The organism is Cytobacillus sp. ABV4_503 (assembly GCF_056158445.1).
In genome coordinates, this window is the sequence record NZ_JBSWTH010000001.1 from 893,757 (window position 1) to 908,450 (window position 14,694).

12 protein-coding genes and 1 pseudogene are annotated in these 14,694 nt (G+C 41.8%); 8 read left to right on the forward strand and 5 right to left on the reverse strand.

Going from position 1 to position 14,694, the window contains the following annotated elements; all coding sequences use genetic code 11:
* The first annotated feature begins 59 nt into the window (after window positions 1–59).
* Window positions 60–1,277 (forward strand): homoserine dehydrogenase, encoded by a 1,218-nt coding sequence (locus tag ACXAD1_RS04615; RefSeq protein ID WP_370221512.1) that lies wholly within the window; start codon window positions 60–62, stop codon window positions 1,275–1,277.
* A gap of 261 nt (window positions 1,278–1,538) precedes the next feature.
* Here the strand turns inward: ACXAD1_RS04615 and ACXAD1_RS04620 are convergent, their stop codons facing one another.
* Window positions 1,539–1,733 (reverse strand): hypothetical protein, encoded by a 195-nt coding sequence (locus tag ACXAD1_RS04620; protein WP_206834788.1) that lies wholly within the window; start codon window positions 1,731–1,733, stop codon window positions 1,539–1,541.
* Window positions 1,734–2,061: 328 nt separating this feature from the next.
* Between ACXAD1_RS04620 and ACXAD1_RS04625 the strand changes: the two genes are divergently transcribed.
* Window positions 2,062–3,204 (forward strand): cation:proton antiporter, encoded by a 1,143-nt coding sequence (locus ACXAD1_RS04625; RefSeq protein WP_474909580.1) that lies wholly within the window; start codon window positions 2,062–2,064, stop codon window positions 3,202–3,204.
* Between the two features lie 75 nt (window positions 3,205–3,279).
* Here the strand turns inward: ACXAD1_RS04625 and ACXAD1_RS04630 are convergent, their stop codons facing one another.
* Entirely contained in the window at window positions 3,280–3,876 is a 597-nt protein-coding gene (locus ACXAD1_RS04630) for a DNA-3-methyladenine glycosylase (protein WP_474911286.1), read from the reverse strand.
* A 140-nt stretch (window positions 3,877–4,016) separates the two neighbouring features.
* On the opposite strand from ACXAD1_RS04630, the gene proC reads away from it, so the two are divergent.
* Window positions 4,017–4,832, forward strand: coding sequence for a pyrroline-5-carboxylate reductase (gene proC, locus ACXAD1_RS04635; protein WP_474909581.1), 816 nt, complete (start codon window positions 4,017–4,019; stop codon window positions 4,830–4,832).
* Window positions 4,833–5,049: 217 nt separating this feature from the next.
* Window positions 5,050–6,438 (forward strand): L-cystine transporter, encoded by a 1,389-nt coding sequence (locus tag ACXAD1_RS04640; protein WP_474909582.1) that lies wholly within the window; start codon window positions 5,050–5,052, stop codon window positions 6,436–6,438.
* A 42-nt stretch (window positions 6,439–6,480) separates the two neighbouring features.
* On the opposite strand, the gene ACXAD1_RS04645 is transcribed toward ACXAD1_RS04640, so the two are convergent.
* Together ACXAD1_RS04645 and ACXAD1_RS04650 are read right to left on the reverse strand one after the other, a co-directional pair.
* Window positions 6,481–7,062, reverse strand: a complete 582-nt coding sequence (locus ACXAD1_RS04645) for a YitT family protein (protein ID WP_206834799.1) — start codon at window positions 7,060–7,062, stop codon at window positions 6,481–6,483.
* Between the two features lie 134 nt (window positions 7,063–7,196).
* Window positions 7,197–8,498, reverse strand: a complete 1,302-nt coding sequence (locus tag ACXAD1_RS04650) for an NCS2 family permease (protein WP_206834802.1) — start codon at window positions 8,496–8,498, stop codon at window positions 7,197–7,199.
* 280 nt (window positions 8,499–8,778) lie between these two features.
* Here ACXAD1_RS04650 and ACXAD1_RS04655 point away from each other — a divergent pair, with 280 nt between their 5' ends.
* Both ACXAD1_RS04655 and ACXAD1_RS04660 read left to right on the forward strand, forming a co-directional pair.
* Window positions 8,779–10,449: a M20 family metallopeptidase gene (locus ACXAD1_RS04655; protein WP_474909583.1), complete on the forward strand. Its 1,671-nt coding sequence runs from the start codon at window positions 8,779–8,781 to the stop codon at window positions 10,447–10,449.
* Between the two features lie 82 nt (window positions 10,450–10,531).
* Window positions 10,532–11,191, forward strand: coding sequence for an HAD family hydrolase (locus ACXAD1_RS04660; protein ID WP_206834808.1), 660 nt, complete (start codon window positions 10,532–10,534; stop codon window positions 11,189–11,191).
* A 12-nt stretch (window positions 11,192–11,203) separates the two neighbouring features.
* On the opposite strand, the pseudogene ACXAD1_RS04665 reads toward ACXAD1_RS04660, so the two are convergent.
* Window positions 11,204–12,059, reverse strand: a pseudogene (locus tag ACXAD1_RS04665) (MurR/RpiR family transcriptional regulator).
* A 195-nt stretch (window positions 12,060–12,254) separates the two neighbouring features.
* On the opposite strand from ACXAD1_RS04665, the gene gnd reads away from it, so the two are divergent.
* Together gnd and ACXAD1_RS04675 are read left to right on the forward strand one after the other, a co-directional pair.
* On the forward strand, window positions 12,255–13,151 hold the full coding sequence (gene gnd / locus ACXAD1_RS04670; protein ID WP_474909584.1) for a phosphogluconate dehydrogenase (NAD(+)-dependent, decarboxylating): 897 nt from the start codon (window positions 12,255–12,257) through the stop codon (window positions 13,149–13,151).
* Between the two features lie 107 nt (window positions 13,152–13,258).
* Window positions 13,259–14,602 (forward strand): GntP family permease, encoded by a 1,344-nt coding sequence (locus ACXAD1_RS04675; RefSeq protein ID WP_206834817.1) that lies wholly within the window; start codon window positions 13,259–13,261, stop codon window positions 14,600–14,602.
* Window positions 14,603–14,694 lie beyond the last annotated feature (92 nt).

The following is a 14,694-nucleotide window of genomic DNA, read 5'->3' on the forward strand; positions in this document are numbered from 1 at the left end:
AGGGGTTTTTTGTTTTTATAGTTTTCTGCACTTTAAATATTAACCAGGGGGAATGTGAAATGTCAGCGATAACGATTGGGCTATTGGGGTTTGGAACAGTTGGAAAAGGAGTGTATGAAACGATCAGCAAACATCAGGGAAGGCTCCAGGCGATATTCGGGAAAGAAGTGAAGGTCTCGGCCATCCTTGTCAAAAATGTGAGTAAGCATTCTTTGCCTGATGATGAGGTGCTTTTAACTGATGACTTTCAGGATATTATTGAGCTTCCTAAGCTTGATGTCGTAATTGATGCCATTGTTGGCAGGGAACCAGGCTATACGTATTTGCGCCAGGCCATATCGAGAGGATGCCATGTCATTACAGCAAATAAGGAGATGTTTGCATTCCATGGAAGTGAGCTTGCGAGGCTCGCAAAAGAAAATAATGTATCATTAGGATTTGAAGCAACAGTCGGAGGCGGGATCCCTATAATTCAGACTATCAAGCAGCTGCTGAATGCCAACAAGATTGAACGGATCGAAGGAATTTTAAATGGCACATCCAATTTCATTTTGACAAGTATGCGCGAGGAGAACTTATCATTTGAAGAAGCACTGAAAATAGCGCAGGAAAAAGGATATGCAGAAGCCGATCCGAAAAATGATATAGAAGGATATGACGCTTTTTACAAAGCGGTTGTTCTGAGCGAGCTGGTATTCGGGAAAGCACCGGCGCAGGAAACATCTGTTAGAGAAGGCATTACTGATATTACAATTGAGCAAATCCGTTTGGCTGATTCCCTGGGCCTGAAATTTAAACATGTAGCATCGATTCAGAGAGAAAAAGATACTATCCGCTGTACTGTAAAACCGGTCCTGACAGTGGAGGCACATCCCTTGTACAGAGTAGAAGGAGTGCAAAATGCAGTTTCGATTGATGCGGATATTGTCGGGAATATCAGCCTGCAGGGTCCTGGTGCCGGCATGTTCCCGACAGCCAGCGCAATTATTGAAGATCTGATTCATGTTGGCAGAGCCGATATTCCTTCAGTCTTTGAGGAAGGCGACTCGGAAGGGACTGTTCTTGAACAGGCAGTTTGGATTATATTTGGTGATGCTGATAAAGGGGGATTGCCTGAAGGATTTGAAACAATCAGCAAAGTTTCAAAAGATGCCTTCATCGTTAAGGCATCATTGAAAGCTGTATCATTATTAGATACATCATATTTGAAGGCTTATCAGGTGCTTGGAGATTACGCTCCTGCTGCAAAGGAAAATAAGCAGGTACAGCCGGTATAATATGATGATGCTAAAAAACAGGAGGGGCAAGCTTATGAGCTGCCCCTCCTGAGGTATGTTTAGAGATGGTGGATGTTATCGCAGTCTAACGGGCAGTAAGCCTCCCTTTTCCAGACTCAGAGGAATCGAAAAAGGATAAGTAGGAGTCCAACTGCCCGTAAAGGCCCGCCAGCAGAACAAAGACTAAAAACGCCACGTCCTGTGGGCCACAACTTATAATCAGTGGGAGTATAAAGCCCCCTCACTGATTGAAGTTTCACTTTAAGCCTGCTGGTTCTTTAACAAAGGGTTATTTAATCCAGAATAAAGGTCTTTTACATGAACTGTTACAATCTTAGCACCAATCTGGACATGGACCATATTATCAAAAACAGCTGTTACCAGGCCGTTTAATGAAACATTCGCACCAATATTGAGATCTTTGCCGGGAGTTTTAACATTTTTCTTGTCTGCCATCGTAACACCATCCCATTCCGTTTTATTGAAACTTATACATAGAATATTGCCTTTTTATAGTAAAATAAACGCTTTAATAAAAAAAGTCCAGTAAAATAGCCTGTTTTTTTATCGACAAATTTTATTGGTGCCAGGTACCTGTCGAATTTTCTCTTTATAAATAATTAAGCATTCTTCCGAAATCAAATATAACCGAAAGAAATGCTTGAAGGGAATACGCAATGAATGCTATCTAATTTTGGATCTAACTGGCAGGAGTGAAATTCAAACAAAGAGGGTATTTATAGTCCGTAAAAATACAATTTCAGAAAAGGATGAAAAACGGAATATGAATATGCCTCTTGCAATTGGGCTCATTTTTATTGCCCTTTATATAACTGCAATAATCGGGATTAAAATCCTAAGGATTCCTGATATTGTTATTTATATTATTTTAGGAACCTGCATCGGTTTTTTTGGATTTTACAAAGAGGCGAAAGTAATTGAAACTGCAGGTGAAATTGGCTTAATTCTGTTATTCTTTCTGCTTGGCACAAAATTCTCTGTGGGTGAATTAAGGAATAATGGAAGGAAAGTCTGGAAATCCGGGCTATTGGATGTTTTTCTGGGAGTGGGAGTGACTGCGGGAATTGCCTATGCTGCAGGTCAAAACATGTTTGTCTCTTTATTGATTGCTGGAATTGTATATGCAACCAGTTCTTCAATTACTGTTAAGCTGCTGGAATCAAAAAATCGCCTTGAAGATAAAGACTCTGAATATATGCTCTCTCTTCTGATTTTTGAAGACCTCACTGCCCCGATACTAGTGACCGTGTTGATTGGGCTGAGCGGCGGAAATAGTTTCTCCGCTGCAGATTTTCTGTTTATTTTTCTAAAGGTTTCTCTTCTTGCTGGCGCTGCAGTTTGGATGAGCAGAATAGTTCTTCATAAAGCCCAGCATTGGATGAAGAAAGTTGCTCATGAAGATTCCTTTTTGATTCTTGTTCTCGGAGTAGCGATTACCTATGGCGGATTTGCAGTATTTCTGGGGCTATCAGAGGTTATTGGCGCATTTCTTGCCGGCATCATTCTTGCCGGAACGGAGGTAAAAGAAAAAACAGAGGAAGTTGTACTTCCCGTAAGGAATTTGTTTCTTCCGTTTTTTTTCTTGAATTTCGGGCTTTCGCTTGAGTTTAATGAAGAAATTCCTTCTTTCGGTCTTCTGGTTATTATTGTTATCTGGTCCATCATTCACAAGCTTGCTGCAGGGTATTTTGGAGGGCAATGGTATGGCCTGTCGAAACAGGAAGCTCTAAAGGCGGGATTATCATTATCATCAAGGGGAGAATTCTCTGTAATTATTGCCGGATTGGCCACAGGGGGCCTTAAAGTATTTGCCGGGGCTTATATCCTGATTGCAGCTTTGGCCGGCATGCTGCTGTTTCAGTTATCAACCTGGATCCATTCACGGGTGCAGAGGAATTCCAGGTAATATCAATAGAAAATTACCGGAAAACCCTTTGTTCTGAAGAGTTTTTCCGGTTTGCTGTTTATTAATTTCTTCTTCTTACTTCCTGCTGCGTGAAACAAAAGGGTTTTCAGCAATCCAAAATCTCCAGGGATAATTCCTTGCATCACCGGAATTATCAATTCCGATTCGTTTTCCGCGTGTGACTTTCCCGGGAGGAATTCCTTTAGCAATCATAAGAGGGGGGCTTGTAAAATGCCGTCCATAATCATCTATTGTAATATCGAGAGCTTTGGTTAATTTACCTGGCCCATTTGTGAGGTTCTTCAGATCCTCCATTTTTCGTCTTTTTTTCATTAAATCAAGCCCATCTACAGGTTCAATTCCCCTGATCAATACAGCTTCCGGCTTTTCCTTTGGGCCGCTAACAACATTAACCAGACAATGGGTATGCATCACATACGTGTAGACAAATCCAGGTTCATTGAACATGATTTCGGTCCGCTTTGTTCTCCTGTTCCCAAAGCTGTGAGCTGCCCTGTCTTCCGGGCCCATATATGCTTCTGTCTCAACGATATAGCCTGAGGCGATTCCCTCTTCCGTTTCTTTGATCAATAAGCAGCCCAGCAGTGCTTCCGCCAATAGTAGTGTCGGCTGCTGAAAAAAGCTTTCTGGCAGAGGAGCATATGGATTTATAACTTTCAAGATCAATCTCTCCAAACAGAATTTTATTGTGTTGCAGTATCGTGTCTTATGTTTTTACCCTTTGCTATTTTTTCATAACCATACCTGCAGTATAATAGTAAAAGGAAATACTATACAGGATGTGGGCATTGATGAATAAAAATATCGGTTTTATCGGATGCGGAAAAATGGCTCAGGCCATAATTGGAGGAATACTCAAATCCAATCTGGTAAATCCAATCCAGATTATTGCTTCTGCCAGAACTGAAAAGACGCTTGAGGATGTAAAAAGCAGGTGGAATATACAAACACGCCTTTCCAATATTGGAGCAGCGGAAGAAGCGGATATACTGTTTTTGGCTATTAAGCCTGATGCACATGGGGAAGTTATTGATGAGATTAAAGATAGCCTTCGCTCCCATGTCATCATCATAACCATTGCGGCCGGCATCAGCCTATCATTTCTGGAACAGTCATTTGGCCGGAAAGTCAGAGCAGTACGGACCATGCCAAATACGCCATCATTAGTAGGAGAAGGAATGACCGTCCTTTCTGTTAATGAATCAGTATCTCCAGATGATATGGAGGAAGTGGAAAAAATATTTTCATGCATTGGAAGAGCAGCTTTTATGGAAGAAAAGCTGATGGACGCTATTCCTGCTATAAGCGGTTCTTCTCCAGCGTATGCCTATATGTTCATTGAAGCATTGGCAGATGGCGGTGTAAAAGCAGGATTGCCCCGTGAACAGTCTTATCAGCTCGCCGCACAGGCTGTTTTGGGGGCAGCCAAGATGGTGCTGGAAACGGGTCTGCATCCAGCGGAATTAAAGGATGAGGTCTGTACTCCAGGTGGAGCAACGATTGAAGCAGTTGCCGAACTGGAGAGAACTGGGTTCCGTGCAGCGGTAATGAGTGCAATGGATCAATGTTTTGAAAAAACAAAGGCTCTTTCAGAGAAAAACAATTAAACAGATATATTTACCTAATCCCGGCAGATATACAACTGCCGGGTGATCTAATTGTCGCTGAAATTTAGGCACAGATCAAAGGGAAAACACTGAACCTTTCAAGGCAGAATGGAATATATAATAAGAAAATTTAAATTTTAATCCCGACTTGACTCATAGGAATACATGTATTATAGTAAGTCATTATGAAAACATCTATTGGGGAGGATTCAGTCCGATGAGTACAGGACTTTTAGTTTTAAATATTGCCATTATGCTTCTGCTTATAGGCGTATTATTCTTTATGCAACAAAAGCATATTTCATTCTCAAAGCGTGTGTTTACAGCGCTTGGATTAGGGATTTTGTTTGGCTTCGCCCTTCAGCTGATTTACGGACCTGGTGCTGAGATCATTGCTAAATCTGCAGACTGGTTCAATTTAGTAGGCGGGGGTTATGTCAAATTCCTGCAAATGATTGTAATGCCGCTTGTCTTCATTTCTATATTAGGTGCATTTACTAAGCTAAAATTAACTAATAATATTGGAAGAATCAGTGTGCTTATCCTTGGGCTGCTTGTAGGCACAACTGCAGTTGCTGCCGCTGTAGGGATTGCAACTGCTGTCGGCTTTGACTTGGAGGCAGTCCAAATCAGCGGAGGCGATGCAGAGACAGCCCGCGGCCAGCAGCTGGAAGAAACCTATCAGGGCATTGAAGGAAGGACATTCCCACAGCAGATGCTGGATCTTCTTCCGGCCAATCCATTCCTTGATTTTACAGGAGCAAGGCCTACATCCACCATTTCAGTTGTTATCTTTGCAGCCTTTTTAGGAATTGCTTACCTGGGTGTCAGACGGAAATCACCCGAGCAGGCTGACCTTTTTGCGAAAATTGTTGATGCCTTCTATGCAATTATCATGCGTGTTGTCACATTAATTCTGCGCTTGACTCCGTACGGAGTATTGGCCATTATGACGAAAACAGTGGCCATGAGTGATTTCGACTCGATTCTAAATTTAGGGAAATTTGTTATTGCTTCTTATGTGGCACTTGCCATCATGTTCCTGATTCACCTGCTGCTTTTAACAATGAGCGGTTTAAATCCAATCACATATATGAAAAAAGCATTTCCTGTATTAACATTTGCCTTTACATCCAGAACAAGTGCCGGTGCATTGCCATTGAACATTAAAACACAAAAGTCACTGGGGGTTCCTGAAGGAATTGCAAACTTTGCCGGGTCATTTGGCCTTTCCATTGGCCAAAATGGATGTGCTGGAATCTATCCGGCAATGCTGGCGGTAATGATTGCTCCGACTGTAGGCATTAACCCGCTGTCACCAGGATTTATTTTTACCGTCATTCTTATTGTAGCGATCAGCTCCTTTGGTGTGGCAGGGGTCGGCGGCGGTGCGACGTTCGCAGCGATCCTGGTATTATCTGCCCTTGACCTGCCAGTTGCACTGGCCGGCTTGCTGATCTCAATTGAACCGCTGATAGACATGGGACGCACAGCTGTTAACGTCAGCGGATCCATGACCTCAGGTATTTTGACGAGCCGTATCACCGGTGAAATTGATGGAAATCTGTATAGCGACATGAATGAAAAAATAGAAGCAGAAGCATAAGCATAAGAAAAGCGACAGGTGCGGGGGCATCTGTCGCTTTTTTCATTCAACGATATTCTGCTCTTTTCTTATAACTGTTAGCGATGTCATAGCGCCAACAAAAATGATGGTGATAAATGAGTACAGGAACTTTTCAATACCGACAATTTTTAAACCGCTTAAAATGACCAATCCATCAATTGCAAATATTAAAGCGCCGATATTAATAGGGAGGAGCTTTGTCATCAGCTGTGCCAGCAGGTCAGTCCCCCCTGTACTGGTTTCATAACGGAGCATAAGGCCGATCCCAAAACCGACCAGGCAGCCGCCTAAAATCGAGCTGGGCAATATGGAAAGATCGAAATGACCTCGGATAGCAGAAAGCAAATCAATTATGAAGGATGAAATCAGGAGTCCGTGCAGACTATAGAAAAAATATTTCTTCTCATAAAACCAGGCAAGTACATATAATGGAATGCTTAAGACAATCATGCTCAATCCAGTGGGAAGCTCGTAATAATAATGGAGGATCAGCCCAATGCCAATAATGCCCCCATCTAGCAAATGGTGAGGGACAAGGAAACCGTTAATGCCTATCCCTAATAATAAACTCCCAATTAAAGTTGCAAACAGCTTTTCATACATAAGCTATCACCCTAACTTGTCCAATTCTATACTTATAGAATATGAATGGTCAGGTATTAAATAGAAGCGTTAAAAAACAAAAAAGCTTGTCCGATTTGGACAAGCTTTTGTTATAAGGGATTCCGCTTTTCTTTTTAGTGCGGCAGGAATGCGAGCTGATAAAAGAATAGCACGGCAAATAAATAAACCAGCGGATGAACTTCTCTCCATTTGCCTTTTACCACTTTCATAAGAGGATAAGCGATGAATCCAAGCGCAATTCCTGTTGCAATGCTGGATGTCAGCGGCATGCTTAAGATAATCAGAAATGCAGGGAATGCTTCATCAAGTTCATTCCACTTAATATGTGAAATGCTGCCCATCATCAGGCTTCCAACGATGATCAGGGCTGGTGCAGTAATGGCAGCAAGTCCTGATACCGCACTGACAAGCGGTCCGAAGAAAGCTGCAGCCAGGAACAAACCTGCAACAGTCAAGGTTGTTAATCCTGTTCTTCCGCCCGCTGACACACCTGTAGAAGATTCAATATAAGCTGAAGTCGGGCTTGTACCAAACATGGCACCGATAGAAGTAGCGATGGAGTCTGACAAAAGCGCCTCACGAGCTCTAGGCATCGTATTGCCCTTCATTAATCCCGCCTGCTGGGCCACGCCGATCATCGTTCCAGTCGTATCAAAAATCGTTACAAGCAGGAAGGAGAAAACTACTGCGTATAAACTATGCTGGATAACATCTCCGATTGCTTCGAATGGATTTAAAATGATGATTCCATCCGGAAGCGTAGGCAGCGAAACAAATCCTTGTTCAAAAGAGAGCTGGCCGGTAAAGAAGGCAATTAAGGCTGTGAGAATCATTCCGAAAAATAAAGCCCCATTAATCCCAAGTGTCATAAGAATTAAAGTCACAGCAAGACCGACCAGAGCAAGAATGGATTGTGGAGAATGCAAGTCCCCGAGTGCAACAAGATTTGTTGGGTGGCTTGTAATCAGCCCGGTTAACCGTAAGCCGATAAATGCAATAAATAAGCCGATTCCAGCAGTAATTCCGTGCTTTAAATTATCCGGTATTGCAATGATCAGTTTTTCCCGGAAAGGGGTAAGCGACAATATAATGAAGATAATACCTGCAATAAATACTGCTGAGAATGCAGTCATGTAATCAATATTTCCATGTGTGCCGACAACGGAATAGGCAAAATAGGCGTTCAGGCCCATTCCCGGTGCGATGGCAATCGGATAATTGGCGAACAGTGCCATCCAAAGGGTACCTGCAACGGTTGCGATAATGGTTGCGGAAAAAACTTGCTCAAAAGGTACACCTGCATCAGATAATATGACAGGGTTAACAACCACTATATAAACCATAGTTAAGAAAGTAGTGATGCCTGCCAGAACTTCGGTCTTTACGTTTGTTTGATTTTCTTTTAATTTGAACATATAAAGTCCCCCATAAACTAAAACTTCTTTCAGCTTGTATGTGTTATCAATAAATACGAACGTTAAGAAAGCACAAATTATATAATATTCGTTTTTGATATAGATTTCAAGACCTTAATGTTATTATTCTATATATTGGCGGTTTCATCCTTATATAAAGAAAAAAGCTTGGATACGGAAACTTGCTTTCCGTGAAACAGCCATTATATAAAAATGTGTTGATTATCAATGGAGTATGCTTATACACTATTGTCAAACAGTAACGAAATGGGGTTGGCCTATGTTTGCAAATCTTAAAACAATGAACTTGAGTCAGCAGGCCGAATATTTAACAAAGGCCCTTGTGCAGATGAAGAGCTACAATCATTCGGATGGAGAAAAGCATAAAGCTGACTTATTAAAAGAAATAATACACTCGTACCCATCTTTTTATAATAATGATAATTTAGTATGGACTCAGGAAATACCTGGTGATGAATTGGGCCGCAAGAATGTGTTTGCCTTCCTCAAGGGGCGTTCCAGAGGCAAAAAAACTATTATATATCTGGCGCATTTAGACACGGTCGGTACAGAGGATTTTGGCCCGATTCAGGGCATGGCCCATGATCCCGATAAGCTGCAGGAGTTCTTTGTACAATATGGCTCTGATCCGGAAGTGCAGGAAGATGCCCGGTCTGAGGAGTGGCTTTTTGGCAGAGGAGCCTTGGATATGCAGAGCGGAATTGCTGTCCATCTGGCCAATCTCTTGTTTTTCTCGGAAAATCCCGACGAATTGGACGGCAATTTGCTTGTCATGTTTAATGCTGATGAAGAGGGCGAGCATAAAGGAAGCAGAGCCGCCCTGTCCGAATTGCTAAGGCTGAAAGAAAAAATGGGCCTGGAATATCTGGCTGCAATTAATAATGATTTTATCTCGCCATTGTATGATGGGGACACCACAAAGTATATATACACCGGTACAGCGGGAAAAATCCTGCCGTGTTTTTCTATTTTCGGAAGGGAGACCCATGCAGGTGAAAGTCTTGCGGGGATTGATCCAACTTTGATTGCTGCAGAGCTGACCGCCCGTATAAGCCAGAATTTTCAGCTGACTGAGAAGCTTGAAGGGGAGCTGGTGCTTCCTCCAAGCTGTTTATATATGAGAGATGATAAAAAACGCTATGATGTTCAGACGGCAGTCGGCTGCAGGGTTTACTTCAATTACTTTTTCTATGAAAAACCCCTGAAGCAGCTCTCGAAAGAACTGGGGATGATTGCCGAAGATGCAGCTATTGCAGTAGAGCACCGGCTGAAAGGTGCCTATAAAGATTTTCGGACTGTCAATAAGCTGCCGGAAAGACAGCTGGATTGGGGAACAGAGGTGACGCCTTTAGAGGATTTTCTTGTTTACCTTGAAGAGAAGGGCATAGATACAGTGAGTGTTATGGAAGAAGCAAGGAAGCAAAGCTCGCTTAAAGAAACCGATGCCAGAATGATTGCTTTTGATATTGTAGAAGCTTTACACCAATCAGATCCTGAGAAGAAACCTAGAGTGGTTTTATTTTATGGAACACCTTTTCTTCCTGCCAACACGGTTGATGTGAATGCAGAAAGAGGAATCTTTTTGAAAAATTGCCTGGAGGAAGTGCTTGCTGAAGAGGCTGAGAAAACAGGTGAAGCATTCAAGATCCGCAAATATTTTCCCTACTTATCTGACGGAAGCTTCCTATCTTTTGACGGCTCGGATGAGGATATACAATCTCTTAAAAAGAACTTTCCTGCTATAAAAAGCCTTTTTCCCATTCCATTAAAGGCAATGAGAGATTTAAGTATTCCTGTCATTAACCTTGGAGTTTATGGGAAGGCTGGCCATAAGTGGACTGAACGGGTCTATAAACCATATACGTTTAAAGTTTTGCCTGAGATCATCCGAAAGCTTACAAGCAAAATACTTCAAAAGCCGGGAAAATAGTTCCCGGGTTTCTTCAACCTAGTAACTTTAATATAGCAGTAACGTCTAATGTAAGGGGAAAGAATCAGGAGGCGGTGGCAGAATGATAAGAGCTGTAATTTTTGATTTTGATGGAACCATTGTAGACACAGAGTCTTTATGGTATGAGGTCTTTAAACAAACCCTGTCAGAAGATTATGGATTTGAGCTTGGGCTGGAGGATTTTGCGAAGGGCATTGGCACCACAGATGATATTCTATTTAATTATATTGACAGTAAATTAGGTATTCAAATTAATCGAGAATCTGTTCAGGAAAAAACAGAAAAAGCATTCAATAGTCAAAGGGATATTTTAATTCTGAGGGAAGGGATTAAGGACCTAATAGAAAAGTGCATTGAAAAAGGCCTTAAGCTTGGAGTTGCATCCAGCTCCGGCAGGGATTGGGTTAAGCATTATCTGAACCATTTTGGAATTGAGGGTCAATTTCAAACGATTAAAACAAAAGAAGATGTTGAAAAAGTAAAGCCTGATCCGGCTCTTTACATAAAAGCACTAGAAGAAATGGGCGTCGAGCCGGGAGAAAGTCTGGCCATTGAAGATTCCGTAAATGGATCAATCGCAGCTGTTCAGGCAGGAATGCACTGTGCGGCTGTTCCGAATGATGTGACGCATTTCCTCTCTTTTCACGAAAAGGTTATGCGGTATAAAGCTTTCTCTGAAATTCCCATTGATGAATTGATAACTGAAAAAGACAAGGGATAAGCCCTTGCCTTTTTATATCCTTTTAACTGAAATAGCATTCCGCATCTTGTGGAGTGCTTTTTTGCCATCTTCTTTTCTTGCCATCATGACGTTCACGTATAGCGCGTCAATAATACTTCAGCTGCGCAATCCGGGAAGATAGGGCCTCAGAGCGGTAATCGGTTTCTTCTGCTACTGTGAAAAGTGAGATATCAACATTCTGGCTGAGCGGTGATTTTGCAAAATTTGTAATGGCAATGGTTTTCACCTTATTTTGTTTTGCCACATTAAGAACCTGAATGACATCTTTTGTTGTGCCGGAGTGAGAAATAAAAACTGCCACATCATTCTCGGTCAGCTGCGAAGCCGACATTAGCTGCAAATGCGAATCGCTGTTTGCCAGCACAGTAATGCCGGTGCGGATGAATTTGTGGTAAGCATCCATCGCGATAATACTGGATCCGCCGCTCCCGACAAATTCGACTTTATTTGCATTCAATATTAGGTCGACTGCTTTTTCAAAAGCCCCCCCGCCAATGATTCCAAGGGTATCTTCAAGGGTCTTGATATTGGAGCGGAACACCTTTTCCGAAACAGTCAGGATTCCATCATCTTCATTAATGGTTTCATGAATATCCTTAATAGGTGTAACGATTTCCGACGCCAATGCTATTTTAAGAGCCTGATAGCCTTTAAAGCCAATCCGTTTGCAAAAACGGAATACAGTTGAATCAGCTATGCCAAGGTCATCAGCAAGCTGGTTAATGGAGCTGTGGACGATTTTTTCAGGGTGTTCAAGAATATAGTCTGCAATCTTTTTTTCTTTATCGCTGAATTTTGCATAATGTGTTTTAATTCGGGCAAAACAATATAAGTTATCATGAACCATTTATGGGCAACTCCCTAAAATAAATTTCAAAAAATTTTTTCATTAGGTATAGAAGATAGAAGGGAATAAAGCGCTTTCTAAATTCAATTTCTATTATAATCGAAAAATATTTTTTTGAAAACGATTGCAAACAGAAAAATATTTTGTATAATAAAGTCACATACGAAAAAAATTTTCTTCATCCAGGAGGCAATTATGCAAGTAGGAATGATCGGTCTAGGAAAGATGGGATACAACTTATCCCTGAATTTGAAAGACCATGGACATGAAGTGACAGCATTTGATAAAGACAATAATATAATCGAAAAAATTTCTGCTGAAGGGATTAAAGGAGTCCCATCTATTGCGGAAATGGTCAACAATCTTACAAAGCCGCGTGTGGTATGGATGATGGTGCCTGCAGGTGATATTACAGAGGCAGTTATTGAGGAGACATCAGCACTTCTCGAAGAAGGCGATATATTAATCGATGGAGGCAACTCCAATTATAAGGAAACGCTGCGCAGAGCTGAAATGCTGCAGGAAAAAGGAATTTATTTCTTCGATTGCGGTACAAGCGGCGGTATGGAAGGTGCACGCAATGGGGCATGCACAATGATTGGCGGGGATGCGGAAGCTTTTAAAACAATTGAGCCAATTTTTAAGGATATTACTGTGGAAAACGGCTATATGTATGCCGGAAGAACAGGAAGCGGCCATTTTCTGAAAATGGTACATAACGGAATTGAGTACGGCATGATGCAGGCAATTGCGGAGGGATTTGAAATCCTTGAAAAGAGCCCGTTTGACTATGATTATGAAAAAGTCGCTAAAGTTTGGAATAACGGTTCTGTAATTCGTTCATGGCTAATGGAACTAACTGAAAATGCATTCTCGAAGGATGCTAAGCTTGATGGCTTAAAAGGTGTCATGCATTCATCCGGTGAAGGGAAGTGGACGGTTGAAACAGCCCTTGATCTACAGACAGCTGCTCCAGTCATTACCATGTCATTAATGATGCGCTACCGCTCACTGGAAGAAGATACATTCTCGGGTAAAGTGGTCGCTGCACTAAGAAATGAATTTGGCGGACATGCAGTAGAAAAGAAATAAACTTTTTTGGGAACTGGACTAGCTGCCAATGGCAGCTTTCCAAATCCCGCAGATATATATTTTTATCAATAAATGAAAACGCTTCAAATACAAAGGGGGAAAATGAAATGTCAGGCTCAATGTTAATATTAGTAGCGATGGCTGGTATCTTCTTGTTATTATTCTTAGTTATGAAAACGAAGCTTCATGCTTTTGTAGCTTTATTGCTTGTGAGTTTGCTAGTTGGGATTGCAGCAGGGATGCCGCTTGATGGTGTAATTCAATCAGTCCAGAATGGGATGGGCGGAACACTTGGTTTCGTAGCTGTTGTTGTGGGTCTTGGTGCAATGTTTGGCCGTATGCTCGAGGTTTCTGGAGGTGCTGAACGTCTTGCACAGACAATGATCAAGAAATTCGGTGAAGATAAAGCTCAATGGGCGCTAGGTATTACAGGTTTTATTGTCGCAATTCCAGTATTTTTTGATGTTGGTTTTATCATTCTTGTGCCGATTGTTTATGGTCTGGCAAAGAAAACAGGAAAGTCATTGCTTTACTACGGGATTCCGCTTTTAGCCGGTTTGGCAGTTACACATAGCTTTATTCCGCCGACTCCGGGACCGATAGCTGTAGCAGATTTAATTGGTGCTGATCTTGGCTGGGTAATTTTATTTGGTGTTATTGCCGGTATTCCTTCTATGATTATCGCGGGTCCTTTGTTTGGTAAGTATATCGCGAAAAAAATACATGTATCGGTTCCAGATTATATGCAAATAGAGGAAAAAGAATATGACAAAGAGCTTCCGAGCTTTGCGCTAATTGCAAGCATCATTTTCATTCCGCTGGTTTTAATCCTTCTAAATACTGTATCAGGTGTTATTTTGGAAGAAGGAAATGGATTAAGAGCATTCTTCACCTTTATGGGTCACCCTTTTGTTGCCTTGACTTTGGCTACTTTACTGGCATTCTACAGTCTTGGAACAAAACGCGGTTACTCCCGTCAGGAAGTCCAGGATATTGCTACAAAGTCTTTAGAGCCGGCAGGGATTATCATCCTTGTTACTGGTGCCGGAGGTGTTTTCAAACAGGTCCTGATTGATTCAGGTGTTGGACAGGTATTGGGAGATATGATGGCTGCTTCCGCCCTGCCTCCAATCCTCCTGGCCTTTCTGATTTCTACTTTTGTACGTGTTGCCCAAGGTTCAGCCACTGTAGCCATGGTTACAGCTGCAGGATTGATGGCTCCGCTTATTGAAACAATGGGACTTGAAGGTCCGGTACTTGGATTGATTGTTATCTCCATTGCGGCCGGCGCAACGATATTCTCACATGTTAACGACTCTGGCTTCTGGCTTGTGAACCGCTATTTCGGCCTTGACGTTAAGGATACACTGAAATCATGGACAGTGATGGAAACATTAATTGCTTTAGTCGGGTTTGCGACAGTATTTATACTTGGCTTCTTTATTGCCTAAAATTAATATGAAGAAGAAGGGAAGTGGCGACTTGTTAGAGCCGCTTCCTTCTTCAGTTTTTAAGTGACGCTTTTTCAGAATTGTTTTTGAAA

Excerpts from the sequence above, each read along its gene's own strand:
- ACXAD1_RS04615 (WP_370221512.1), top strand. The coding sequence starts at position 60 with ATGTCAGCGATAACGATTGGGCTATTGGGGTTTGGAACAGTTGGAAAA.
- ACXAD1_RS04620 (WP_206834788.1), bottom strand. The coding sequence starts at position 1,733 with ATGGCAGACAAGAAAAATGTTAAAACTCCCGGCAAAGATCTCAATATT.
- ACXAD1_RS04625 (WP_474909580.1), top strand. The coding sequence starts at position 2,062 with ATGAATATGCCTCTTGCAATTGGGCTCATTTTTATTGCCCTTTATATA.
- proC (WP_474909581.1), top strand. The coding sequence starts at position 4,017 with ATGAATAAAAATATCGGTTTTATCGGATGCGGAAAAATGGCTCAGGCC.
- ACXAD1_RS04640 (WP_474909582.1), top strand. The coding sequence starts at position 5,050 with ATGAGTACAGGACTTTTAGTTTTAAATATTGCCATTATGCTTCTGCTT.
- ACXAD1_RS04645 (WP_206834799.1), bottom strand. The coding sequence starts at position 7,062 with ATGTATGAAAAGCTGTTTGCAACTTTAATTGGGAGTTTATTATTAGGG.
- ACXAD1_RS04650 (WP_206834802.1), bottom strand. The coding sequence starts at position 8,498 with ATGTTCAAATTAAAAGAAAATCAAACAAACGTAAAGACCGAAGTTCTG.
- ACXAD1_RS04655 (WP_474909583.1), top strand. The coding sequence starts at position 8,779 with ATGTTTGCAAATCTTAAAACAATGAACTTGAGTCAGCAGGCCGAATAT.
- ACXAD1_RS04660 (WP_206834808.1), top strand. The coding sequence starts at position 10,532 with ATGATAAGAGCTGTAATTTTTGATTTTGATGGAACCATTGTAGACACA.
- gnd (WP_474909584.1), top strand. The coding sequence starts at position 12,255 with ATGCAAGTAGGAATGATCGGTCTAGGAAAGATGGGATACAACTTATCC.
- ACXAD1_RS04675 (WP_206834817.1), top strand. The coding sequence starts at position 13,259 with ATGTCAGGCTCAATGTTAATATTAGTAGCGATGGCTGGTATCTTCTTG.